The sequence below is a fragment of the Burkholderia sp. 22088 genome (genome assembly GCF_052045915.1).
Classification (GTDB): Bacteria; Pseudomonadota; Gammaproteobacteria; order Burkholderiales; family Burkholderiaceae; genus Burkholderia; species Burkholderia cepacia.
Genome location: NZ_JBQEPY010000029.1, coordinates 34,756 through 56,787, shown reverse-complemented (window position 1 = coordinate 56,787; position 22,032 = coordinate 34,756). Strand labels below are relative to the sequence as shown.

At 64.1% G+C, this 22,032-nt stretch carries 22 protein-coding genes; 10 read left to right on the top strand and 12 right to left on the bottom strand.

Annotated features, from left to right (window positions below; genetic code table 11):
- Positions 1 to 135: 135 nt before the first annotated feature.
- Positions 136 to 468: a hypothetical protein gene (locus ACTJLD_RS38885; protein WP_027790205.1), complete on the bottom strand. Its 333-nt coding sequence runs from the start codon at positions 466 to 468 to the stop codon at positions 136 to 138.
- Positions 469 to 643: 175 nt separating this feature from the next.
- Here ACTJLD_RS38885 and ACTJLD_RS38880 point away from each other — a divergent pair, with 175 nt between their 5' ends.
- Positions 644 to 1,528 carry an alpha/beta fold hydrolase gene (locus ACTJLD_RS38880; RefSeq protein WP_440661436.1) on the top strand — a complete coding sequence of 295 codons (885 nt, stop codon included), beginning with the start codon at positions 644 to 646 and terminating at the stop codon, positions 1,526 to 1,528.
- A gap of 56 nt (positions 1,529 to 1,584) precedes the next feature.
- Here the strand turns inward: ACTJLD_RS38880 and ACTJLD_RS38875 are convergent, their stop codons facing one another.
- The 3 genes from ACTJLD_RS38875 to ACTJLD_RS38865 are packed head-to-tail and all read right to left on the bottom strand — an operon-like array spanning position 1,585 to position 3,507.
- A complete protein-coding gene (locus tag ACTJLD_RS38875) occupies positions 1,585 to 2,523 on the bottom strand; it encodes a GGDEF domain-containing protein (RefSeq protein ID WP_060174097.1) in 939 nt (312 codons plus the stop codon).
- The gene (locus ACTJLD_RS38870; protein WP_021161391.1) at positions 2,520 to 3,146 is read right to left on the bottom strand and encodes a chemotaxis protein CheC; all 627 of its coding nucleotides are present in this window, start codon (positions 3,144 to 3,146) and stop codon (positions 2,520 to 2,522) included. Before ACTJLD_RS38870 ends, ACTJLD_RS38875 begins: the two co-directional genes overlap by 4 nt.
- Positions 3,139 to 3,507, bottom strand: a complete 369-nt coding sequence (locus ACTJLD_RS38865; RefSeq protein WP_021161390.1) for a response regulator — start codon at positions 3,505 to 3,507, stop codon at positions 3,139 to 3,141. Before ACTJLD_RS38865 ends, ACTJLD_RS38870 begins: the two co-directional genes overlap by 8 nt.
- Before the next feature lie 481 nt (positions 3,508 to 3,988).
- On the opposite strand from ACTJLD_RS38865, the gene ACTJLD_RS38860 reads away from it, so the two are divergent.
- The gene (locus tag ACTJLD_RS38860) at positions 3,989 to 6,247 is read left to right on the top strand and encodes a hybrid sensor histidine kinase/response regulator (RefSeq protein WP_059693255.1); all 2,259 of its coding nucleotides are present in this window, start codon (positions 3,989 to 3,991) and stop codon (positions 6,245 to 6,247) included.
- Between the two features lie 45 nt (positions 6,248 to 6,292).
- Here ACTJLD_RS38860 and ACTJLD_RS38855 read toward each other — a convergent pair whose 3' ends face one another.
- A complete protein-coding gene (locus ACTJLD_RS38855; protein ID WP_011353625.1) occupies positions 6,293 to 6,847 on the bottom strand; it encodes an NADPH-dependent FMN reductase in 555 nt (184 codons plus the stop codon).
- A gap of 365 nt (positions 6,848 to 7,212) precedes the next feature.
- Between ACTJLD_RS38855 and ACTJLD_RS38850 the strand changes: the two genes are divergently transcribed.
- Positions 7,213 to 7,812 carry an RNA polymerase factor sigma-70 gene (locus tag ACTJLD_RS38850; RefSeq protein WP_027790201.1) on the top strand — a complete coding sequence of 200 codons (600 nt, stop codon included), beginning with the start codon at positions 7,213 to 7,215 and terminating at the stop codon, positions 7,810 to 7,812.
- Positions 7,790 to 8,005, top strand: coding sequence for a zf-HC2 domain-containing protein (locus ACTJLD_RS38845; protein WP_059495285.1), 216 nt, complete (start codon positions 7,790 to 7,792; stop codon positions 8,003 to 8,005). The genes ACTJLD_RS38850 and ACTJLD_RS38845 overlap by 23 nt, the downstream gene beginning before the upstream one ends.
- Positions 8,006 to 8,127: 122 nt before the next feature.
- Here the strand turns inward: ACTJLD_RS38845 and arsC are convergent, their stop codons facing one another.
- On the bottom strand, positions 8,128 to 8,487 hold the full coding sequence (arsC, locus tag ACTJLD_RS38840) for an arsenate reductase (glutaredoxin) (RefSeq protein WP_059523093.1): 360 nt from the start codon (positions 8,485 to 8,487) through the stop codon (positions 8,128 to 8,130).
- A gap of 464 nt (positions 8,488 to 8,951) precedes the next feature.
- Between arsC and ACTJLD_RS38835 the strand changes: the two genes are divergently transcribed.
- The 3 genes from ACTJLD_RS38835 (at position 8,952) to ACTJLD_RS38825 (ending at position 11,282) form a co-directional block, all read left to right on the top strand.
- Entirely contained in the window at positions 8,952 to 9,080 is a 129-nt protein-coding gene (locus ACTJLD_RS38835) for a hypothetical protein (RefSeq protein WP_279609057.1), read from the top strand.
- A 454-nt stretch (positions 9,081 to 9,534) separates the two neighbouring features.
- Positions 9,535 to 10,197: a ParA family partition ATPase gene (parA, locus tag ACTJLD_RS38830; RefSeq protein WP_027790199.1), complete on the top strand. Its 663-nt coding sequence runs from the start codon at positions 9,535 to 9,537 to the stop codon at positions 10,195 to 10,197.
- Positions 10,198 to 10,220: 23 nt separating this feature from the next.
- Entirely contained in the window at positions 10,221 to 11,282 is a 1,062-nt protein-coding gene (locus ACTJLD_RS38825) for a ParB/RepB/Spo0J family partition protein (RefSeq protein WP_021163724.1), read from the top strand.
- A gap of 90 nt (positions 11,283 to 11,372) precedes the next feature.
- Here the strand turns inward: ACTJLD_RS38825 and ACTJLD_RS38820 are convergent, their stop codons facing one another.
- Positions 11,373 to 12,740, bottom strand: coding sequence for a replication initiation protein (locus ACTJLD_RS38820; RefSeq protein ID WP_021163723.1), 1,368 nt, complete (start codon positions 12,738 to 12,740; stop codon positions 11,373 to 11,375).
- 1,822 nt (positions 12,741 to 14,562) lie between these two features.
- On the opposite strand from ACTJLD_RS38820, the gene ACTJLD_RS38815 reads away from it, so the two are divergent.
- The gene (locus ACTJLD_RS38815) at positions 14,563 to 15,744 is read left to right on the top strand and encodes a DNA-binding protein (protein ID WP_060083907.1); all 1,182 of its coding nucleotides are present in this window, start codon (positions 14,563 to 14,565) and stop codon (positions 15,742 to 15,744) included.
- A 136-nt stretch (positions 15,745 to 15,880) separates the two neighbouring features.
- Here ACTJLD_RS38815 and ACTJLD_RS38810 read toward each other — a convergent pair whose 3' ends face one another.
- The 3 genes from ACTJLD_RS38810 to ACTJLD_RS38800 all read right to left on the bottom strand — a co-directional run bounded on the left by ACTJLD_RS38810 (position 15,881) and on the right by ACTJLD_RS38800 (position 18,145).
- Positions 15,881 to 16,906, bottom strand: coding sequence for a tyrosine-type recombinase/integrase (locus ACTJLD_RS38810; protein WP_060083908.1), 1,026 nt, complete (start codon positions 16,904 to 16,906; stop codon positions 15,881 to 15,883).
- Between the two features lie 109 nt (positions 16,907 to 17,015).
- Positions 17,016 to 17,393: a DUF2471 family protein gene (locus ACTJLD_RS38805; RefSeq protein ID WP_021163720.1), complete on the bottom strand. Its 378-nt coding sequence runs from the start codon at positions 17,391 to 17,393 to the stop codon at positions 17,016 to 17,018.
- A gap of 140 nt (positions 17,394 to 17,533) precedes the next feature.
- Positions 17,534 to 18,145, bottom strand: coding sequence for a helix-turn-helix domain-containing protein (locus tag ACTJLD_RS38800; RefSeq protein WP_021163719.1), 612 nt, complete (start codon positions 18,143 to 18,145; stop codon positions 17,534 to 17,536).
- Between the two features lie 161 nt (positions 18,146 to 18,306).
- Here ACTJLD_RS38800 and ACTJLD_RS38795 point away from each other — a divergent pair, with 161 nt between their 5' ends.
- Together ACTJLD_RS38795 and tdh are read left to right on the top strand one after the other, a co-directional pair.
- Positions 18,307 to 19,506: a glycine C-acetyltransferase gene (locus ACTJLD_RS38795; protein WP_440661430.1), complete on the top strand. Its 1,200-nt coding sequence runs from the start codon at positions 18,307 to 18,309 to the stop codon at positions 19,504 to 19,506.
- A gap of 13 nt (positions 19,507 to 19,519) precedes the next feature.
- Complete coding sequence (gene tdh, locus ACTJLD_RS38790; protein ID WP_021163717.1) at positions 19,520 to 20,548, top strand: L-threonine 3-dehydrogenase; 1,029 nt, start codon at positions 19,520 to 19,522, stop codon at positions 20,546 to 20,548.
- Between the two features lie 397 nt (positions 20,549 to 20,945).
- Here the strand turns inward: tdh and ACTJLD_RS38785 are convergent, their stop codons facing one another.
- Positions 20,946 to 21,362: a hypothetical protein gene (locus ACTJLD_RS38785; protein WP_027790195.1), complete on the bottom strand. Its 417-nt coding sequence runs from the start codon at positions 21,360 to 21,362 to the stop codon at positions 20,946 to 20,948.
- Positions 21,359 to 21,997 carry a GNAT family N-acetyltransferase gene (locus ACTJLD_RS38780; RefSeq protein ID WP_059693266.1) on the bottom strand — a complete coding sequence of 213 codons (639 nt, stop codon included), beginning with the start codon at positions 21,995 to 21,997 and terminating at the stop codon, positions 21,359 to 21,361. The genes ACTJLD_RS38785 and ACTJLD_RS38780 overlap by 4 nt, the downstream gene beginning before the upstream one ends.
- Between the last annotated feature and the right edge of the window lie 35 nt (positions 21,998 to 22,032).

Genomic DNA, 22,032 nt, shown 5'->3' with positions numbered 1-22,032 from the left:
CGGAAGCCGGAATTGGGCGAAAGTATAGCAATCTTTGAAGTTCGATGGCGGACACTCGCCGCATGCGGCGGCATGCCGGAGGCCGTTGGCCGGCAAGGGCGCCCGGCCCGGGCGGGAACCTGCGCCGGCGCTGCGTCAGCCGTAGACGATGTCGCGCTGCAGGTCGAGCGCAATGAGCCCCATCTCGCGCGTGAGCTGCAACATCGAGCGACGCTCCAGGCGCGAGCCCATGAAGCTCGTCACGTGGCCGTCGGGCTCCGCGGTGAACTGGAACACCGCGCCGCCCGTGCCGAACCACGCACCCGGCACGTCGGGCGATTCCTGCCAGTCGATCTGCGCGAAAACACGCGCGATGCCCGCGCGTATCAGGTCGCCCGGACCGATCGGCGGCGCGATGTCGCCCAGGTCGTCGAGCGAATAGGGGCCGGGTTTGTTCGGCTTCCGATAGAAGAGATAGTCGACGTTCATGGGGCGCAATCGCAGGCAAAGCAACAAATTAGCGCGCTTCGGGATAAATTCATATCGGATACGGACGAAATGTGGCCTGTACGAGACAAGAGGGACAGATCGAAAGCGGCCCGTCTGGGTGCGCGCGGGTTCGTCTAAGATGACACCTTTCTCAAAATCTGAAGACCCGGACACCATGGAGACGAACGCAAGCGCCACCCCGCAGTCCGATCATCCCGTTTTCGTGCTCGTGCACGGCGCCTGGCACGGCGCCTGGTGCTATGCGCACGTTGCGGCCGCACTGGCCGAGCGCGGCCACCTGTCGATCGCGCGCGACCTGCCCGCGCACGGCATCAACGCCCGCTTTCCGGCTTCCTACTTCACCCGCCCGCTCGACAAGGATGCGTTCGGCGCCGAGCCGTCGCCGGTCGCGAACACGACGCTCGACGATTACGCGACGCAGGTCATGCAGGCGGTCGACGACGCGTACGCGCTCGGCCACGGCAAGGTCGTGCTCGTCGGGCACAGCATGGGCGGCCTCGCGATCACGGCGGCTGCCGAACGCGCGCCCGGGAAAATCGCGAAGATCGTCTATCTCTCGGCCTTCATGCCCGCGTCGGGCGTGCCGGGCCTCGACTACGTGCGCGCGCCCGAGAACAAGGGTGAGATGCTCGGCCCGCTGATGCTGGCGAGCCCGCGCGTCGCCGGTGCGCTGCGCATCGATCCGCGCAGCGGTGACGCCGCGTATCGCGAGCTCGCGAAGCGCGCGCTGTACGACGACGTGCCGCAAGCCGACTTCGAAGCCGTCGCGAACCTGATGACCTGCGACGTGCCGGCCGCGCCGTTCGCGACCGCGATCCCGACGACGGCCGCGCGCTGGGGCGCGATCGACCGCCACTACATCAAGTGCCTGCAGGATCGCGTGATCCTGCCCGCGCTGCAGCAGCGCTTCATCGACGAAGCCGACGCGTTCGCGCCCGGCAACCCGACCCACGTGCACCAGCTCGACAGCAGCCATTCGCCGTTCATGTCGCAGCCGGCCGTCCTGGCCGGCGTGCTGGCCGACATCGCGAAAGGCTGAGCACGGCACGCGCGGAGCGCATCCGCTCCGCGCGCAGCAGGGCGGTGCGGGTGCGCCTACGCGTAGGCCACCGAGCGGTCCCGCCCGAGCCGCTTCGCGCGATAGAGCGCGGCGTCGGCCTCGTTGACGAGCACGTCGCAAGTCGTCGCGCCCGCCTTTGCACACGCGCCGCCGACACTCGCCGTCACCGGCACGCTGACGCCCTCGGCATCGACCGGCACGCTGCCGATCGCATCGCGCACCTTGTCGGCCACGAGCATCGCCTCGTCGAGATTCGTGCACGGCAGCAGCAGCGCGAATTCCTCGCCACCGAAGCGGCCGAACGTATCCTGCGCACGCACGATCGACGCGACGCGGCGCGCCGTCTCGCGCAGCACGGCGTCGCCGGCCGCATGCCCGAAACGGTCGTTGATCGTCTTGAAGTGGTCGAGGTCGAACAGCAGCACCGACATGTCGCCGCCGTAGCGCTGCCAGCGCGCGAATTCGTCGCCGAGCCGCGCCTCGAAGAAGCGCCGGTTCGCGATGCCGGTCAGGCCGTCTCGATTCGCGTGTTCGCGCAGCTTCGCGACCGCCTCCTCGCGCTCACGCTGCATCACGCTCACGTGCGTGACGTCCGAGATCGTCACGCACACGGCCTCGACGTCGCGGCCGCGCGTGAGCGGCATGAACGTGCAGTCCTGCTGCATGTAGTCGACGCCGCCCGTGATCGGCCGGTCGTGCTCGAAGCGGAACAGGTAGGGCCGCTGCTCCCACGAGCTGAACGCGAAGCTGCCGAGCTGGAACACGCTCTCGAGCTTGCGCGACAGCCACGCGCGCGGCAGGTCGGGAAAACAGTCGAACAGGTTGCGGCCGATCACGTCGGCGGCCGGGATACCGCTGTGGTCCTGCATGAAGCGATTCCACATCAGTACGGTCATCGCGCGGTCGAGCACGAACAGGCCGAAGCCCACCCGCTCGATCACGAGATCGCTCAGCGACGGGGTAGCGGCCGTCATAGCGCGGACAGCAACGCGTCGAGCGCGTCGCCCATCAGCCGGATCGAATCCTCGGCCATCAGCATCACGAAGTGAGCCCGGAACGCGTGGTCCTCGAGCCCGAAGTTCACCTCGAGCAGCAATGCCACGCTCCATGCCAGCTCGGTCGGCTGGAAGACGTCGTCGAACGACACGTTCGCGCCGAGCAGCCCCGGCGGAAAGAACACCGGCTTGCGCCCGAGCTCGTCGAGGATCGATGCGACGCAGGCGCCCATCAGCACGTTCGCGACGTCGAACACGACTTCGTCGGGTGTCGCCATCCCGCCGTACACGCCTTCGCCGAACGTGCGGTCGACGACCGACATGAGCCGCGCGATGCTCGCGGTACGGCACAGCACGATCGCCTCGCCCTTGATGTCGGAACGGAAGCCCTGGCGCACGGCGGTCACGTTGTCGTAGATGCCCGTCATCTCGCGCAGCGCATCGCCCGCGTCGGTCGCTTTCACGACCCGCACGCGCGGCACCGACAGTTCGATGAAGCGCCCGAGCAACAACGCGAGCCGTGCGGCGGCACGGCCCATTGCGAGGTTGGCGATCTCCTGCAACGCGTCGCGTTGCTCCGCCGTGAACACCGAGTCAGGCATACAACCCATACTCCTTGAGAATGGGCAGCAATGCCTCCGACGTCACGGGCTTGGCAACGAATGCGATCGCGCCCAATTCGCGCACGCGTGCTTGCGCCTGCGGCTGGATATCGGCGGATACCACGATCACGAACGTGTTCAGATCTTCGTGGCGCAGTGTCTCCAGCACCTGATATCCGCTCATGTCGGGCATCGTCAGGTCCAGAAACATTACGGAAGCTTTGCCGTCACGATACAGCGCCAAGGCCTCTCGACCATTCGCGGCATACGCGACATCGACGTCCCAGCCTCCCGGCAGCGCCTTTGTCAGAAGTTTGCGAGCGAGCAGCGAATCGTCGGCAATTACAATCGGCAAAGGCATGGGGCGATGCGGTATACGGAATGGTCTCTCTCGCGTTAACGACCGCGCGGCGCACTTCTTGAGGCGCCGATGCGTTCGGGCGCGGGCAGCCGCCTTGCAACCGCGCGCGGGCGCCGCAACGCGGGCGCGCGCGACGCGCCGCGCGGCGAATGCCGGCGGGCGCAGATATCTGTCATAGGGAAAGCAAGGCGCGATTCTCGGAGTAAACCGGAGGCGATGCAACTCGCCATATTCACCATTTCGGACAGAATCGGTCCGAACATGCGCCATTCCGAAAACAGCCGCGACCATTTTCGAGATAAGCACGCAAAATTTTTCCTTGTGTACGTTTGCGCTGCCGGATTCGTCGCGTTTTCAATCTGACGAATTCCCCCTGTCGAAATCGACAGGATTACTTGCGTCCGGGTGCATCCGGGGCCGTTCGGCGGGCCGTTGCAACTCGTTTATGATGGCAGGCACCTTCGCCTCACCCGCTTCCTCGATGACGTCCGACCGGCCCGCCGATTCCCACGCTCCCGCCTCCACGCCCGCCGACGACTGGCAGGACGACGGCAACTATGCGTCCGGTGCGCCCGAGCACGATTTCGCGGTGCGACGCGTGACGCTGATCGTGCTGCTCGTCGCGGCGATCGTGCTGCCCTGCATCTACGTCGTGGTGATGGCGTACAACGACCTGAAGACGCGCGAGGCCGCCGCGAGCGACGTGACGATGCGCACCGTGCGGGTTGCCGAGGAGCACGCGCTCAAGGTGTTCGACCTGAGCGAGACGCTCGATGCGCGCATCGTCGATCTCGTGCAGGACATGGACGATGCGACCGTGCGCAACAGGGAGTCCGACATCCACGAAGCGCTGAACACGATCGGCGGCGGCTATCCGCAGGTGGCGGCCGTGTCGATCTTCGGCGCGAGCGGGATGCTGCTCGCGAACAGCCTCTACTATCCGGCGCCCTATGCGTCGATCGCGAACCGCGACGATTTCGCCGGCATTCGCGACGGCAAGGTGATCGAACACATCTCGCGGCTGATGATGGGGCCGCTCAAGCTCGAGAACATTCCCGTGTTCAACACGGGCGTCGCGCGTCGCCATAGCGACGGTTCGTTCGCCGGAATGGTGTCGATCGCGCTGAAGTCGTCGTATTTCAACGCGTTCTACCGCGACCTGCTCGGCGGCGCCAGCACGCCGATGACGATGGCGCTCGCGCGCTCGGACGGCGCGGTGATCGCGTCGTATCCGCCGCCGCCGGCACTCGCGCACACCGACCGCGCCGTCACGTTCGGCGACGCACGCAACGATCCGCGCGCCGGTGTCGTGCGGGTGCGCCACGACGGCGCGAGCAGCGAGATCGTCGCGTATCGCCAGGTCGGCAGCTATCCCGTCTACGTGACGTGCTCGTATCGCACGTCGGCGATCTGGCGTGAATGGTACGAACACCTGAGCGTGCTGTTCCTCTCGATGTTCGCGCCGTCGGTCGCGCTGTGGTCGGTGATCTGGCTGTCGCTCAAGCGGCTGAAGGCGGAAGAGGAGGCGTGGGACCGCTGGCAGGCCGAAGCGTCGATGCGCCGTTCGATCGAATCGGCGTACCGGCAGTCGCGCAAGATGCAGGCGCTCGGCAATCTCGTCGGCAGCGTCGCGCACGATTTCAACAACCTGCTGATGATCATCTCGAGCAACGTGCAGATCGTGCGGCGGCGCGGGGTCCAGCATCTCGACAAGGAGCTCGGCGCGATCGAACGCGCGCTGAAGAACGGGCAGTCGCTCACGCGCCAGCTCCTCGGCGTCGCACGCAAGCAGCCGCTGCACAACGAGACGATCGACGTCGGGCAATGGGTCGGCACATGCCGCGAACTGCTGAAGACGTCGCTCGGTTCGAAATCGTCGCTGGTCGTCGCGATCGAGCCCGGTGTGTGGCCGATCCGCGTCGACGTCGCCGAGCTCGAACTCGCGGTGATCAACCTCGCGGTCAACGCGCGCGACGCGATGGCGGCCGGCGGCCGCTTCACGGTCGGCGCGCGCAACGTGACGCTGCGTCGCGAGGACGGCTTTCCGCTGACCGGCGATTTCGTGCAGATCTCACTCGACGATACGGGTTCGGGCATGGCACCCGACGTGCTCGCCCGCGCGTTCGAGCCGCTGTTCACGACGAAGGCCCAGGGGATGGGGACGGGGCTCGGCCTGCCGCAGGTATTCGCGTTCTGCGAACGCTCGGGTGGCCTCGCGACGATCGACAGCGCGGTCGGTGCCGGCACGTCGGTACGCCTCTACCTGCCGCGCGCGCGCGCCGAGGATGTCGTCGCACGGCCGCCGGCGGTCGCGCACGACGCGGGCACGGGCGCGCTCGCCGGCCTGCACGTGCTGCTCGTCGAGGACAACAGCGAAGTCGCGGCCGGCACCGAAGCGCTGCTGTCGCTGCTCGGGCACCGCGTGACCTACGCGCCCACCGCCGACGACGCGTTGCGCCTGATCGAAGGCGCGGCTGCGAACGACGCGTTCGACCTCGTGATTTCGGATATCCACATGCCGGGCAGCCTGAACGGCATCGACCTCGCCGAAGCGGTCGAGAAGCGGCCGGAGAAACTGCCCGTGATTCTCGTCACGGGTTACGCGGAGGAACTCGACCGCACGCGCACCGTCAACGTCCGCGTGCTGTCGAAGCCGTTCGACATCGCGCTGCTCGACGAGATCCTGCTGGGCATCCGCGAAGCGCGCGACGCACGGCACGCGCGACACGCCGGCACGTGACCCGCTACGTGCGGGCCGGCGCCGGCGGCATGAACGGGGCGACGCTCAGGCCGACTTCAGCAAGCGCACCCAGCCCGTGTAGCGATCGACGAAACCCTGCAGGAACTTGCGGGTGTCTTCGCTGACGATCTGGCCCTGATCGTCGATGCGTGCCGGATCGTGCTTGATGAACATCTCGGGCTGCCCGAGCGTCTTCACGTCGAGGTACGCGAGCACGTTGCGCAGGTGCTGCTGCGCGAGCGCGGTACCCGTCGCACCCGGCGACGTGCCGAGCACCGCACCCGGCTTGCCCGACCACGAATTGGAACCCCACGGACGCGAGCCCCAGTCGAGCGCATTCTTCAGCACGCCCGGAATCGAGCGGTTGTACTCGGGCGTGAAGAACAGCAGCGCATCGGCGGCTTCGATCGACTGCTTGAAGCGCTTCGCGACTTCCGGGAAATCCGCGTCGTAGTCCTGGCTGTACAGCGGCAGTTCGCCGATCTCGACGAACTCGAACGAGAAATCGGCGGGGGCGAGCGAGATCACGGCGTGCGCGAGCGCGCGGTTCCACGAAGCGCGACGCAGGCTGCCGACGACCACAGCGATGCGATAGGACATGACATTCTCCTTCCGGTGAGTGAGGAATCGGATCGATTGCTTCCGAACGAGCGACAAAGGTCTGTTTATAGGCAAGCCAGCCCGCGAACCGCCCCACGGGGCCGGCCGGCCGACTTTCCACAAGGTTTTCCACAGAAATTGTGGATAACTTGACCGTTATGATCTGACGTTACAAACTGCCCGCCGCGTGTCGAGGTCGACACGCGACACAGGGTTCGGCAAGCATAGCGCAGCGCGTCGACCGGTTTCGTGAATTCGTGACGGAACATGCATTGCAGGCGGGCACCGCGCCCAGTAAGCTGCTCGCACCGCGACGCGCCCGCTTGGTGGCGCACGCGATTGCCTCGAGACACCGCAACCCAGACATGCCGTCCGAATACGACGATCCCGCCTATCTCGCGCAACTGCGGCGCGACCTGCTGCGCTTCGCGCGACTCCAGCTCCGCGATGCCGACGCGGCCGAAGACGCCGTGCAGGAAGCGCTCGCCGCCGCGTGGTCGCACGCGGGCGATTTCGCCGGGCTGTCGGCCCACAAGACCTGGGTGTTCGGCATCCTGCGCAACAAGCTGATCGACGTGCTGCGCGCGCGGCAGCGCACGGTGAGCTTGTCGGCGCTCGATGCCGAGCTCGACGGCGAATCGGCGCTCGATCGCGAGCTGTTCAAGGAAAACGGGCACTGGGCCGCGCATGCGAAGCCGCGACCGTGGCCGCGACCGGAAACGCTGTTGCAGCAGCAGCAGTTCTGGACGCTGTTCCAGACCTGCCTCGACCACCTGCCGGAGCAGATCGGGCGCGTGTTCATGATGCGCGAATTCCTCGACGTCGAGATTACGGACATCTGCAGCGAATTGACGCTGACGACGAATCATTGCAGCGTGCTGCTGTATCGGGCGCGCACGCGCCTGCGAACCTGCCTCAGTGAAAAAGGACTGACGACCGAAGATGCTGCCGGGGAAATGTACTGACGTGACGCGACTGCTGTCGGATGCGCTGGACCGGCATCTGACCCTGCATGAGCGCCTGCAGGTGCGTGTACACCTGCCGACCTGCAGTGGCTGCAGGGCCTATCGCGGTCAGATCGCACTGCTGCGGACAGCCGCGAAAGCGGCGGCGGGGCGGGGGCCGGACGACGACGACGGGTCGTCCGGGGAAGGCTAGGGGCGGCTTGCTTGGTTGCGATCGCCCGGGTGGTGGTCGCATGGTGTCCGGCGATCGGATCGGCTTCGAATGCCGATGTTTGCAGCGGGCCGATGCAATCAGAAAAATACGGCGGGCAAGAATTATTCGAACAGCGCCTGCACCGATTCGGGCGGCCGGCCGATGGCGGCCTTGCCCCGATAAACGACGATGGGCCGCTGCAGCAGAATCGGATGAGCGGCAATCGCCGCGTAGGCTTGTGCGTCGGTTAGATCGGCGCGGGCCAGATTCAGCGTCTTGTACGGTTCCTCTCCGTCGCGCAGCATGTCTCGAACCGGGCGGCCAAGCTGCCGATGCAGTGCTTCCAGTTCCTCTACCGTCGGTGGCGTCTTCAGGTACTCGACGACATTCAGAGGCGCACCGGTGGTATTCAGCGACTCGATCAAAGCAAGCGTCTCGCGCGACTTCGAGCATCGGGGGTTGTGGTAGATCGTGATCATCATTCAAGCCTGGAGGGTAGAGCCCCGTATTGTAGCCAGTCTGCATCGGGTGTCCGGGCCGGGAGGTTGGCGCGGGATCGCGGGATTTCGAGTGGATTTGCTGCTTCGCGGAAGCAGATGGATGAGGTTGTGCGACGGACCATGAGAAGGGAGTGCTGTTCGGGATGCACTTCACGGCGTTGCGTTGATGTGTTTATGCGCATAAAGGTGAGCGGCTTTCTGTCACGGGATGACGGATCGAGGTGCCGCACGCCAGATCAATACGATGGGAGGTTCCGACCGGAAAGGAGGCGGGCGGGTGCGTCGTACGTCGGTTGGTTTATGCGCATAAAGTGGGCGGTTGCCGGGCGAGGCAGCGCTCGATTCGCGGCGTGGTAACAGTGGAAACGTCCTCACGTGGATGCGATTGCTACGTCGACATGCCCGCTGGTCAATCGCCGCGCACTGGATTCCGGAGCAGTCGGGGTGTGATCTTTCGCCGCTCGCCGCTCGCCATCGCCATCGCCATCGCCATCGCCATCGCCATCGCCATCGCCATCGCCATCGCCATCGCCATCGCCATCGCCATCGCCATCGGCCGCAGTTTATGCGCATAAACGAGACGCCCAAAGGCAGCGGGGTGTGCCGACGTACACGGCTTCAGTGGCATGCCTCAACGCGGTGTACCGGGCCAGGACATACCGCTCACACTCCACTCTCAGAGATGCCGCTCCCCCTGGTCACGCGATCGACAGCCTCGGTTTCAGCGGAGTTTATGCGCACAAACTCTCAGCCCCAACCGCCTCATCGAACGAAAGGACAGCGCACCACGATCCCGCGGCAACTCGCTATTCACACCGACGGCGCCACACTTGATGACTCAAGCCCCGCCTCGTTCATCGACGTTACAGACATCCGCTACACCATCCAATCGGGCCACTCGCCATCTCCGGTTCGTTTATGCGCATAAACCGATAGCCCGAATGGCCAATGCGTAGTTGTCGAACGACAATTTCATTGAAATTCAAATATCGTCCTGTAGAATTCCAACGACCAAAATAGGAGTGAAAATTGGCCGCGGAAATCATTGCAGTCACTCAACAAAAAGGTGGCGTCGGCAAAAGCACGATTGCCATGCACCTCGGTGCCGCGTTCCATGAAAAAGGGAAGCGCGTCCTCGTCATCGACGCAGACCGTCAAAACACGCTGGTTCACTGGTCGAGCGCATCCGGCGACAGCGAAAACGGCATCCCGTTTCCGGTCGTCAACCTTGCCGAAGCCGATGGCCAGATCCATCGCGAGATCAAGAAGTTCATCAACGACTACGACATCATCGTCGTGGACTGCCCGCCGTCGATCACCGAGAAAGTGTCGGGTGTCGTCCTGCTGGCCGCATCGATTGCCGTGATTCCGACGTCGTCGTCGCCGGCTGATTACTGGTCGAGCGTTGGGCTGGTCAAACTGATCCAGCAGGCGCAGGTCATGAACGAAGACCTCCGCGCAGTCTTCCTGCTGAACAAGACCGAAGAGAAGCGCATGCTGACCCGCGAGCTCAAGCGCGCGCTCGAGGAACTCGGCTTCCCGTTGCTGAAAACGCAGATCCCGACCCGGGAGGCGTACAAGCAGGCGATGGCGCTCGGTCAGACCGTGCTGCAGATGAACGATCGTGGCGGCAAGCTGGCCGCCACGGAAATTCGCGCATGCGCCGACGAAATCGTCGCCATGCTGCCCTGACTTTATGCGCACAAAGGAGTCACATGAAACCCTCCCAATTTGCCAAAGGATTCCAAGCGCGCCCGGATATCACGACGAGCGAGAAACGCACGGCGCTCGATCGACTCAATGCGATCGACGGCATCGTCAAGTCCGAGACCCCCACCCCGGCGCCGACCAAATCGGCGAAGAAAGACACCGCGCCGCAGCCCGCTCCCGAGCTCACGCTCGATCCGTCGATCGATGAATCGGCGCAATATCGTGCGTGGCGTCTAGAGAACCGCTATGCGCCCGGGCAGGTGATCGAGCTGTCGCTGAAGGCGATCAAGCATAGCCCGTTCAATCCGCGGCACTTCTATCTGAAATCGTCGATTGCCGAACTCGCGGTCAACCTCGCGAAGCAAGGGCAACAGCAGGCGATCCACGTGATTCCGGACTACGACAATCCGGGCACGTATTTCGTCAGCGATGGCGGCCGCCGCGTGCGGGCGCTGAAGGAAGCCAACAAGGAGTCGGTCAAGGCGATCGTGATCGACGTGCCGATCGGCATCCAGAGCTACAAGCTCGGCTACGATCTCAACGTCCAGCGCGATTCGCAGACGGTGTTCGACAACGCCGTCGTATGGCGCCGCTTCCTCGACGACAAGCATTTCCAGAGCCAGAAGGAACTCTCCGAGCACCTCGGCCTCGACGAATCGACGGTGGCCGTCGCCCTGTCGATCGGCAAACTGCCGGAAGCGATCATGCAGGAAATGGTCGCGCGCCCCGATCGCTTCGGTTCAAACATGGCGTATCAGGTCGGCCGCTATCACAATGCGCGCGGCACCGAGGCCACGCTGCGGCTGATCAACAAGATCGTGTCGGACGATCTCAGCACGCGCCAGGTGTCGGACATCGTCAAGGGCCGCGTCGCGGCGCAGGAAACGCCGAAGGCTGCCGGCCGTCAGCGCTATGCGCAGCGTCTCGAGATCAAGCTTGGCGGCAAGTCGGTCGGCGACCTGAAGTCGTATGGCGAAGATCGCATCGAACTGCGCCTGCGCGGCCTCCCGAAGGACAAGCGCGACGCGATCCTCGAGCAGCTCGAGCGGATGCTGTTGTCGGAGTGACGGAAACGGCCGGTTGGGCCTGGTGAAGATGCCGGGCCCGCCAACCGAGGGCGGGGCCGGCGGCGGCCCGTCAGCGGGCCTGAGCGGGCCTCAGGCGGCCCGCGACTGGTTCAGCGTGAACGACAGCAGGTCGCCGTCCGTCGGCTCGCCCCAGGTCTTCTGGGCCAGCCAGTCGAAAAAGGCCGTCTCGGCCAGCTTGGAATCGAGGCCGCGCTTGCGCCAGTCGTCGCGCAGATGGGTGCCCATCGTCGGCAGCGCCTCCGACTCGAACGACTCGCGCGCCACTTCGCGCTCGGCGTCGCCCTGCTCTTCGTACAGCACCTTCGCTTCCTTGCGGCGGAACGCAGCGAACTCGCTCAACAGGCGTGCCTTCAGGTCGTCCGGCTGGGCCGCCGCAATCTTCGCAGGCGGCGTGCCGGCAGGCAGTGCGTCGACCGATTCGACCGGCGGCGCATAACCCTTCTTCAGCGCATCCTTGAACAACGCCGGCGCGCTGCGCACCGGCGGCAGCGTCGTGCTGCGCATCCGCTGCTCGGTCATCTGCAGCGCGGCACGAATGCGGTTTTCCTCGCTGTCCGCATAGAGCGTCTGCGCTTCCTTCAGCGGGATCCCGATCTTCACCATCCGGTCGACCAGCGTGCTGTCGAACACGTTCGGATGTTCGTCGAGCGCGAGCATCGGCTGCTTGCGCTCGGTCACACGGAACTGGATCTCCGCGACCCGACGCCCTTCACGGTGTTCGATCAGCTCGACGAAGATGTTGGTGACCGCGTTGACTTCCGCGATCGCGGGACGCAGATAGTCGCGCTTGAAGTACTTGTACTCGCGCTTCGCTTCGTCGCCGGCTTCCGTGTCGGGCGTGCCCGACAGGATCGGCCGCCACCATTCCCACGGCTCACGCATCGTCAGGTGGCTCGGGTTCGTCAGGTAGCGCACGCAGATTTCGTACAGCGCGAGGCCGGCGCTGCTGCGCAGCTGGCTCTGGAACTGCAGGCTCAGGCGCGCGTACTGGACCGGGTCGAGCAGCTTTTTCTTGATCTTCGGCGCGAACGAGAATTCGACCCACACGCGGCGGGTCGCCGGATCCTCGAGAATTTCGGCGTCGGCGATCAGCGTCGAGATCCCCCACTTGCGTCCCGGCTTCTGGCTCGACGTCCCCGTGCTCCATTCGACCTGCACCGACACCATGCGGCGCAGGTGTTCCTTCACCAGCGCGGTGTCGTTCGAATCGAAGGCGGAGTTGGCGACGATGTCCGAAAGCAGCGCGCGATACGTATCGCCCGAGTCGTCGGCCTGCTGCGCCACGGCCAGCAGGACATTGAACAGCTTGCGAGTGAGGAGCGTGATCTTGCCGCTCTTCGGCTGAATTGCGATCGCCTCGACGGCCTTACGCAATTCGGCTGAACTGGCACTCACCACATCCACATCGGTTTTCTTGGCGCGCTTCGTCGTGGCCATACGTCGGGTCGGAGGAGAAGTTTTCCGGAAGGATAGCGTCTGCGGTGAAGTGCGTCCAGAACGACATGCTCACCATAGCGGGTGAAGTGCGCGCGTAAAACGGCACTCACCCCAGGCGCTCCCGAAAATCCTCACCGGTCCGGATTTGCAGCGTTCCGGACTCGTCCAGACGTGCTGCGGGATGCGCCGATTCACAGAATTTCACCTGTGCCCGGAACGTGCGAAATGCACTCCCGTATCGGCTCACCTTTCGATTTGTCGTAATTTTACGACTGCGCTGCCGTGAGTTCGGCACAGGGTTGCGATCCCACCTCATCGCACTTCCCGATACGACCCGTTCAGGCCTGTATGCATGTACAGGCGCGACTCTCCGGGCGATCGTGATCGGGTTCGCCACCCCGGAATACGCCCGCCAAACCGGCCCGCGGGACCCGAACGAACCTGCTGTGTCGGCCCGGGCGCGCATTGTACAGCGCACAAACCGTATCGGGTCCCGAAAAAACTCACCTTGAGCACAGCATGTTCATTCATCTGACTGCCGACGAATGCCCGGCACGCGCGGGATCCGCCATCAGAGCCTCCCGAAAACGCTCACCTTACCGAAAAATCGCTGTGCCACTTCTGGCACGGAAATGGCTCCCGAAAAACCTCACCGTAACCGACGCGGTATCAAAAACCTCAATGCCTTCCGATACTTATGCACAGAAGGCATTTGGCTGTGCACCGCCGACATCCCCCGAAAAGCCTCACCTTTCGACGAAAATCCTTCATACGACAACGGTATGTCGCCCCCCGAAAAATCTCACCTGTGCCAAAAAGAGGCACAGCAAAAACGAGATTTCTTCCAGTCCTGGCGGGCTTTTCGGCCAATTCGGCCGTCCACGGATCCCGAAAACGCTCACCTTTGACCATTTTTCGGGCAAATTCCATTCCCGGAAAGGCTCACCTGTGGCCCGAATCACAGTCTGTGATCCATGCCCCGAAAAAGCTCACCTCAGCGGGATCCGGGCAGGAAAACCCGGATTCCCCTCCCGAAAAACCTCACCTTTAGTGCATCACAGGCCCACGAGAGCACTTTTGCTGTGCAAAATGGCGTCCCTTTCCCGGAAATCCTCACACCAAACGCCCGCGGAGTCCCGTGAAACCTCACCTTTCACAGAAACTGCCTAAAAGATGGGCAGAATCGGGGCGCAAAGAAGGTCCCGCAAATTCTCACCTATGTCTGCACAGGCAGAAAACTGTGCAGTCAGGCACAGCGCGGGTTCTGTGGCTGTGAGGCCCCGAAAAACCTCACCTTTGGGAAATCTCGTGTTTCACTGTGATCCCGAATCCGCTCACGACCTTTCCCGCAACGGCTCACGCAGCTCCCTGAACCCCATCACTTCAGCTCCCGCAGAAGATCACCTTGGCTCCCGTAAAACTTCACCTTGTCGGCCGGAAAGCCTTGCAGCATAAGGCTGTGCCGTGGCGTTAACGTTTTTAACTAAGGGTTCAAGGGTGTTTACTTCTAATACTCTCAAGACATCCGCTGCAGAGTTTTCCACAGACACCCCAACCCCTGAACACCGACAGGCAACCGGAGCCGTTGTCATGTGAAACAAATGCCGAAATTCGGGATCGACAGAAAAACGCTTGCACGACAAGGACTTGGCTAACTTTCTTCGCTTTGTTTCACGGAATTCTGGACCACAGTCGCCCAGATCGGCTCACAGATCCGATTTCTGTGCAAAGCGACGCAAATTCACAACGTTGAGCCGAAACAAGTATCGATAAGTACGTATTTCGTTATGATTGCCACACTTCAATGTCTGTGAGCACAGCGATGACCCTGGACGAAATACGCCAAACCATTCGGGACGAACTGGAATCGCTGCGTGCAAGAGGTGCGCGACGGCAGGAATTGTCGCTGCATGCATGCAAGCGGTTGTTCTTCGATCTTGGCATCCGGCCGTCGGCTGCCAACGTCCGCGATCTCACCCAGACCGGCAGCGCCAGCGATATCCCGAAAGACATCGACCATTTCTGGGAGCGCATCCGTTCCGCCTCCAAGGTCAGGCTCGACGGTGCCGCAATTCCGAAAGCCGTCGAGGAAAAAGCCGGCGCATTGCTCGGGGCACTCTATGAAGAAGCGTTGAAAGCCGCGCGAGACAGCCTCGATGGCGATCGCGAACAGGTCCGCGCCGGCGTGGCCGACGCCGAACAGCGGTTGCGCGACGCAATCGTCCGCCAGGAGACGCTCGAAGGCGCGCTCGCACGTGGCGAAGCGAAAAACGAGCAATTGCAGGCGCGCGTGACCGAACTCGAAGTCCAGCTTGCATCGCAAACGACGCACGGTTCGGCAAGCGAAGCGACGTTACTCACCACAGTCGCTCGACTGGAGAAGGAGCTGGCTGCGGCGGCCGGCCGTATCGAAGCCGAGCAGGCGCAGAACGCCACGCTGCGCGACCGCATCGATGCGCTTCAAGCCGAACTGCAGCAGCGCACCGAGCACTACGCGCAGCAAATCAAGGACGCGGTGGCCGAAGCCGAACGCCGCGTCAAACCGATGCTGGTCGAGTTGGATTCGTTGCGCAGCACGGCGTCGACCTACCAGAACGGCTTACGCGACGTTCAGCGCAAGGAATTCGATTTCCTGCAGCAATTGAGTGCGGCCAAGGCGCGTGCAGACCGGCTCGAAGAACAGTTGCGCAGCCAGGGAGATGAACTGGAACGCGCGACGCGCGATGTGAGTTTGCTGCGCGCGAGCCGCGGAATGAATCCGGAAATCGCCGCGCTGATCCGCCGCCTGGCTGATGCCGGGCAACTGGATGCGGAGGCGTTTGCCGCGATCGGCACCTCACTGGATCAAGAGACTCCGGTACCGGCCCATTGTCCGCATTGCGACGGTGAGCCCGAGCTGTCACACGGAAAAGAGGGTTTTGAAGTGGCCTGCCCCGAGTGCGAACACGCTTCGGGCGCATGGCCATCCCGATTGGAAGCCGTCGCCCGCTTTGTGCGCACGTGACGCAATGGGCGGCGGCACTGCACAGGTGAGACGATCCGGGGAGCTTGAGGTGAGGTTTTTCGGGAGCGATTGAACGGTGAGGCTGTGCCGCACAAGGCTGCTCACGGATCGCTTGGCGTGAGCAGCTGTTTGAGGATCAGTGAGTTTCGTCGATGCCCGACGCGTCACCGTCGGCATTGTTGTCGGCCAGACCGTCGCGCCAGTTCTTCCATGCGCGATGCAGTCGGTTCGACGAGATCGGTCGCATGAAGCCCAGCCATTTGCCGACTCGTTCGGGCGGCACGTCGTGTTCGAACAGTTCGGCCGCGTAGGTATTACGCAGGGTTTGCGGGCTGGCGCGTGCGGTGCGTGACGACGTGAGCCCGGCGGATTCGACGATCGCGTCGATGGCGCGCAGCATCGTCGCCTTGTGCATCGGCCGCCCGGCATGGGATGCGGGGAACACGAGCTCACCGGGAATCTCCTGGCGCTTGCGTTCGGTGAGCCAGGCTTCGAGCAGGGCGATCGCGAACGACGCTAGATGGGTTTCGCGCGCGAAATCAGGGTGCGTCGACTCGATCTGCAGCGAGGTTCCAGCCGTATTGATGCAACTAATCGTAAGTGCACGAGCTTCGCCGGTTTTAATGCCGGCGCCGAGAAACGCGGCAACGAGCGCGCGGTCGCGCCGCTCTTTCCAGTACGCGGAACCGGATACGCCGATCGGCGAAAACAGGTACGTGAGCAACGTCGCGCGCTCGGCCGGCGTGAGGAAACCGGTAGGTTCGTTGTCGCGAGCCTTGCGCCAGTTCGCTTCGCCATCCTGAGCAATGAACCGGGCCGGGTTGGTCGACGCGTATTCGGTGCGCCGGATATGGTCGAGCACGCGCTCGATCAGCCGCAGATAGCGCATCCGCTGGGTTTTCCGGATCGGGAGTTCGCCGACGAAATTCGCGATGGTTGCCGTATCGACCGTCGCCAGATTCTTCTGGTGCGTACGCAGCCACGTGAGAAACGCGCCCCATTGCGCGCGATAGACGTCGGCCGATGAGCGACGATAGTCCTGCATGGCGAGCCATGCATCGAATGCAGCTTCGGGAGAGAGGATCCAGTCGGACGCGCCGCGGTCGAACAGATCCATTTCTTCCGGGCGTGCCGGTATGTCGGGAGAGGCGGGAAGAGACATGTGATTTATTCCGTTAGTTGCGTGTATGGTAGCCCTTTCCGCAACGTCTCGGGCATCAAGAGGCAAGGGGCAGGACAAGGCCGCCACGCGTGGCGGCCTGGGCGGGCAGTCAGTCGCCCCACGCCTTGGACGGGCGGTGAGCCCGCTCGCGAGGCGCGGTGTCGTTCGAGGTTGACGCGGCTTCGTATGCCAGAACCGCGAACGAAAATACGGCGGGTAGCGCGTTCGAGCGCCCGAAGTCGATCGGATCGTCCGTTTCGGGAAACGTCATGTCCGACGGCCGTTCGAACAATTGACGCATGCCGGCCTCGTGCCGGCTGGCAAAGCCGAGATCGGCAAGCGCCTCGGCTTCGATCGCATGCAGCAGGCGCCACGTCAGCGGGACGCGCTGGCGGATATAACGCCCGGCGATATGGCGAACGATCAGCTCGAGGTCGTGCGCGGCAGCCTTGAAGCTGAGCGCGGCCAAATCTTGTTCTTCTGTCATTGCAGGCTCCTGTCGACCGGGCAGGCGCCTCGGTGCGCCGGCTCCAGCCCATGCATGGCGGAATGTCCGTATACTGTACAAACATACAGTATTTTCCGCAACTGGCCTGCAATCGGCCTTTCGGCCGGCTATCCGCGCCGTCAGCGGTGTATCACGATCAGCAGTGCCCGCGCCTCGGCCTTGCCGGGATTGCGGATCGCGTGCGGCTCGTCGGCCGGGTAGCGCGCTGTGTCGCCTACCTTCAGGCGCCGGCTTGCCGCCGCGGCTTCGATTTCCATCGCGCCCTGCAGCACGGTGAGGTGCTCGCGCGTGCCGGGCTCGTGGGCGTTCGATATCAGTGCGCCGCCGCCCGGCAGCGTCAGCTCGTACCACTCGAACTTGCCCGCGAGGTCGATCGGGCCCCACACGCGCAACTGGTATCGGCCGTCATGGCCGGCGAGTGTCGGAATGTCGTGCGGGCCGTCGACGCGGATAGTCTCGGGCGCCTTCGGTTGCGAGAACAGCTCGTCGAGCGTGATGCCGAGTGCGTTCGTCAGCCGCCACGCCACGGCGATCGTCGGGTTGGCCTTGTCGCGTTCGATCTCGGAGAGCATCGATTTCGATACGCCGGCTGCGCGCGACAGGTCGTCGAGTGTCAGCTTGCGTTCGTTGCGCAGCCGCTGGATCTGCTCGCCGACACGCGGCGGCGTGGCGGCCGGCGGTTGCGGTGCGGCGCTGGCAGGCGTGCGCCGCGAACCGGAGGAACTTGCCATTTGGATTCCGTTCGCTTAGAGTTGTTCGGTATTTCGAATTCTAGTTCGGAATATCGGATAAATGCGGTCAACCGAACGACCGACTATAACAGTAGCAGGCCGTTGCGCCGCCGCCACGAGTGGCGCGTTGCGGAATGCGAAACCCTGTCAGGAGCTTTGCGATGCGTGATGCCTTTCTCGCCCAGGTGCGCGGGACGCTGGACCAGATCCGCGCAGACGGTTTTTACAAGACCGAGCGCGAGATCGCGAGTCCCCAGGCGGCAGCCGTGCGGCTCGCCGGCGGTGCCGGCGTGCTCAATTTCTGCGCGAACAACTACCTGGGCCTGGCGAACGATCCGCGCCTGATCGACGCGGCGAAGGCCGGCCTCGACCAGGACGGCTTCGGCATGGCATCGGTGCGCTTCATCTGCGGCACGCAAACCGTGCACAAGCAACTGGAAAGCGCGCTGGCCGCCTTTCTCGGCACCGAGGACAGCATCCTCTATTCGAGCTGCTTCGATGCGAACGGCGGGCTGTTCGAGACGCTGCTCGACGAGAACGACGCGGTGATCAGCGACGAGCTGAACCACGCGAGCATCATCGACGGCATCCGCCTCTGCAAGGCAAAGCGTTTCCGCTACAAGAACAACGACCTGTCCGATCTCGAGGCGAAGCTGAAGGAAGCCGATGCAGCGGGCGCGCGCCACAAGCTGATCGCGACCGACGGCGTGTTCTCGATGGACGGCATCATCGCCGACCTGAAAGGCATCTGCGATCTCGCCGATCGCTACGGCGCGCTCGTGATGGTCGACGATTCGCATGCGGTCGGCTTCATCGGCACGCACGGCCGCGGCACGCCCGAGCACTGCGGCGTCGAAGGCCGCGTCGACATCATCACGGGTACGCTCGGCAAGGCGCTCGGCGGCGCATCGGGCGGCTATGTCGCCGCGCGTCGCGAAGTCGTCGAGCTGCTGCGCCAGCGCTCGCGCCCGTATCTCTTCTCGAACACGCTTACGCCGAGCATCGCCGCGGCATCGCTGAAGGTGCTGGAACTGCTCGGCAGCGACGAAGGCGGGAAACTGCGCGAGCGCGTGCGCGAGAACGGCGCGCGGTTTCGCAAGCAGATGACCGAAGCCGGTTTCACGCTCGTGCCGGGTGCGCATCCGATCATCCCGGTGATGCTCGGCGATGCGCAGCTCGCGACGAACATGGCCGACAAGCTGCTCGGTGAAGGCGTCTACGTGATCGGTTTCTCGTTCCCCGTCGTGCCGCGCGGCCGCGCCCGCATCCGCACGCAGATGAGCGCCGCGCATACGCCTGAACAGATCGACCAGACGGTCGCCGCGTTCGTGCGCGTCGGCAAGTCGCTCGGCGTGATCTGACGGAGGCGCGACCATGAAAGCACTGGCAAAGCTCGAACGCGGCCCCGGCCTCACGCTCACGCGCGTGAAGCGTCCCGAAGTCGGCCACAACGACGTGCTGATCAAGATCCGCCGCACGGCGATCTGCGGCACCGACATCCATATCTGGAAGTGGGACGACTGGGCGCAGAAGACGATTCCCGTACCGATGCACGTCGGTCACGAATATGTCGGCGAGATCGTCGAGATGGGGCAGGAAGTGCGCGGCTTCGCGATCGGCGATCGCGTGTCCGGCGAAGGCCACATCACGTGCGGCTTCTGCCGCAACTGTCGCGCGGGGCGCCGGCATCTGTGCCGCAACACGGTCGGCGTCGGCGTGAACCGCGAAGGCGCGTTCGCCGAGTATCTGGCGATTCCGGCATTCAACGCGTTCAAGATCCCGCCCGAGATCTCCGACGATCTCGCGTCGATCTTCGATCCGTTCGGCAACGCGACGCATACGGCGCTGTCGTTCAACCTCGTCGGCGAAGACGTGCTGATCACCGGCGCGGGCCCGATCGGCATCATGGCTGTAGCGATCGCGAAGCACGTCGGCGCGCGCAACGTCGTCATCACCGACATCAACGACTACCGGCTGGAACTCGCGCGCAAGATGGGCGCGACGCGTGCAGTCAACGTCGCGCGCGAGTCGTTGCGCGACGTGATGACCGACCTGCACATGACCGAAGGCTTCGACGTCGGCCTCGAAATGTCGGGTGTGCCGAGCGCGTTTACGAGCATGCTCGAGGCGATGAACCACGGCGGCAAGGTCGCGCTGCTCGGCATTCCGCCCGCGCAGACGGCGATCGACTGGAACCAGGTGATCTTCAAGGGGCTCGAGATCAAGGGCATCTACGGCCGCGAGATGTTCGAGACCTGGTACAAGATGGTCGCGATGCTGCAAAGCGGCCTCGACCTGTCGCCGATCATCACGCATCGCTTCGCGGCCGACGATTACGAGAAAGGCTTTGCCGCGATGCTGTCCGGCGAGAGCGGCAAGGTGATTCTCGACTGGACGGCCTGAGTGCCGCGGGGCAGTGCTGCGTGTTCGCCGCCTGCCCCGCTTTCGTTTACGTCTGCGTTTCCGAGGCCGAAACGCACGAATCCGGGCTCAAGGTGAGATTATTCGGGAGCTGTGTTGGCGCGCCGAATCGCGACACGATTGCGCATCGGTGAACTGCAATCGCACGTTCACTTCACCTGACGGAAGCTGCCTCGCTTTCCGCCCTCACGCCGTCTGGCACCTGCTCTCCCCCCTCCAGATACTTCCCTGCTTGCCTTGCCGCGCGATCGCTCGTCATGCAAGCGCATGCGATGTCGTGCCGAACCGTGGCGTCAACCGTGAGCCCGCGCACGTCGTTGCGACTCACTCATGCGTGAAACCATTCGATATCGATCGACGTCGATCGGTGCGCCGACGGCTACTTGATCCGTTCACCGTTCAACCCGCGCGGATCGAGCTGAAGACTCAACACGACGAGCCAGCGTTTCGGACACTGCGGTGCAACGTCGACCGGGCCGCCGTGCACTCCGGGCGCGGTGACGAACCCGTGTTGCGCCGCGTATTGATACGCGCGCAACGCATCCGCTTGCAGCCAGAAGCTGACCAGCGCGCACGTCACGAAACGGAACAGCAGCACCGCTGCGGCATCCGGCGCAAAACCGGCCACGACCAGCAGGCTGTCGAACACGAATGCCAGCACGTGCGCGACCGCGATCGTGACGATCGTCAGCTTCAACACGCCACGCAGCCGCAGTGCAGCGCGCACGCGTGCCTGCCGGACGGCGAGCCGGGTGCGATCGTCGCCGCCTTCGCGCTTCGGCATGTCGTGTTTCACGACGCGGCACCGACAGGTCGTGCAATGTCGATCTGCGTCGTATCACCGGCAACGATGCGACCGCTCGTGACGCAGACCGATTTGCACAGGATCGTGCTGTCGTAGTTGTGCCCCGGAAAGCGCATCACGTCGACCGGTTGAAATCCTTCGCGACGATAGAAATCGATGAGCCGGACCGCCGCGTAAGGTGCGTCGAGCGCCAGGTGCGTCGCGCCGCGCGCGGCGGCCCGCCGTTGCGCGAATGCGAGCAGCGATCGGCCGATGCCGCGGTCCTGCCAGACGGGATCGACGGCCAGCTGGCCGAGCGTCGCGACGTGCCGGCTGCGGTACGGATCGCAGCGGGAATCGGGATCGTGCGAACGCATCGTCATCGTCGCGACCAGGTGCGCGTTGCCGAGCGCAACGAAGCACTCGCCGGTGAGTACGCGTTCGCGTGTCGCCGAGGCCGGCTGATCGACGCACGGGCAGTTGAAGCCCAGTGCGCCGAGCGGTGCGAAGGCGCGATGCAGCAGCGCGGTCAACGTGTCGTACGAATCGTTGCGCGGGTCGAAGCGCCGCACGACGACGCGGCCGTCGAGCCGCTTGGCATAAGCCGCATAGGCGCGCGCGGGGCGCGCGGATTCCGGTCGCTGCATGATGTCCTTTCGCCCAGACAGGGTGACCGAAGTGT

Excerpts from the sequence above, each read along its gene's own strand:
- ACTJLD_RS38820 (WP_021163723.1), bottom strand. The coding sequence starts at position 12,740 with ATGGCCACGACGAAGCGCGCCAAGAAAACCGATGTGGATGTGGTGAGT.
- arsC (WP_059523093.1), bottom strand. The coding sequence starts at position 8,487 with ATGATGATCACGATCTACCACAACCCCCGATGCTCGAAGTCGCGCGAG.
- ACTJLD_RS38850 (WP_027790201.1), top strand. The coding sequence starts at position 7,213 with ATGCCGTCCGAATACGACGATCCCGCCTATCTCGCGCAACTGCGGCGC.
- ACTJLD_RS38780 (WP_059693266.1), bottom strand. The coding sequence starts at position 21,997 with ATGCAGCGACCGGAATCCGCGCGCCCCGCGCGCGCCTATGCGGCTTAT.
- ACTJLD_RS38860 (WP_059693255.1), top strand. The coding sequence starts at position 3,989 with ATGACGTCCGACCGGCCCGCCGATTCCCACGCTCCCGCCTCCACGCCC.
- tdh (WP_021163717.1), top strand. The coding sequence starts at position 19,520 with ATGAAAGCACTGGCAAAGCTCGAACGCGGCCCCGGCCTCACGCTCACG.
- ACTJLD_RS38795 (WP_440661430.1), top strand. The coding sequence starts at position 18,307 with ATGCGTGATGCCTTTCTCGCCCAGGTGCGCGGGACGCTGGACCAGATC.
- ACTJLD_RS38870 (WP_021161391.1), bottom strand. The coding sequence starts at position 3,146 with ATGCCTGACTCGGTGTTCACGGCGGAGCAACGCGACGCGTTGCAGGAG.
- ACTJLD_RS38825 (WP_021163724.1), top strand. The coding sequence starts at position 10,221 with ATGAAACCCTCCCAATTTGCCAAAGGATTCCAAGCGCGCCCGGATATC.
- ACTJLD_RS38865 (WP_021161390.1), bottom strand. The coding sequence starts at position 3,507 with ATGCCTTTGCCGATTGTAATTGCCGACGATTCGCTGCTCGCTCGCAAA.
- ACTJLD_RS38880 (WP_440661436.1), top strand. The coding sequence starts at position 644 with ATGGAGACGAACGCAAGCGCCACCCCGCAGTCCGATCATCCCGTTTTC.
- ACTJLD_RS38845 (WP_059495285.1), top strand. The coding sequence starts at position 7,790 with ATGCTGCCGGGGAAATGTACTGACGTGACGCGACTGCTGTCGGATGCG.
- ACTJLD_RS38815 (WP_060083907.1), top strand. The coding sequence starts at position 14,563 with ATGACCCTGGACGAAATACGCCAAACCATTCGGGACGAACTGGAATCG.
- ACTJLD_RS38805 (WP_021163720.1), bottom strand. The coding sequence starts at position 17,393 with ATGACAGAAGAACAAGATTTGGCCGCGCTCAGCTTCAAGGCTGCCGCG.
- ACTJLD_RS38875 (WP_060174097.1), bottom strand. The coding sequence starts at position 2,523 with ATGACGGCCGCTACCCCGTCGCTGAGCGATCTCGTGATCGAGCGGGTG.
- ACTJLD_RS38800 (WP_021163719.1), bottom strand. The coding sequence starts at position 18,145 with ATGGCAAGTTCCTCCGGTTCGCGGCGCACGCCTGCCAGCGCCGCACCG.
- ACTJLD_RS38885 (WP_027790205.1), bottom strand. The coding sequence starts at position 468 with ATGAACGTCGACTATCTCTTCTATCGGAAGCCGAACAAACCCGGCCCC.
- ACTJLD_RS38810 (WP_060083908.1), bottom strand. The coding sequence starts at position 16,906 with ATGTCTCTTCCCGCCTCTCCCGACATACCGGCACGCCCGGAAGAAATG.
- ACTJLD_RS38855 (WP_011353625.1), bottom strand. The coding sequence starts at position 6,847 with ATGTCCTATCGCATCGCTGTGGTCGTCGGCAGCCTGCGTCGCGCTTCG.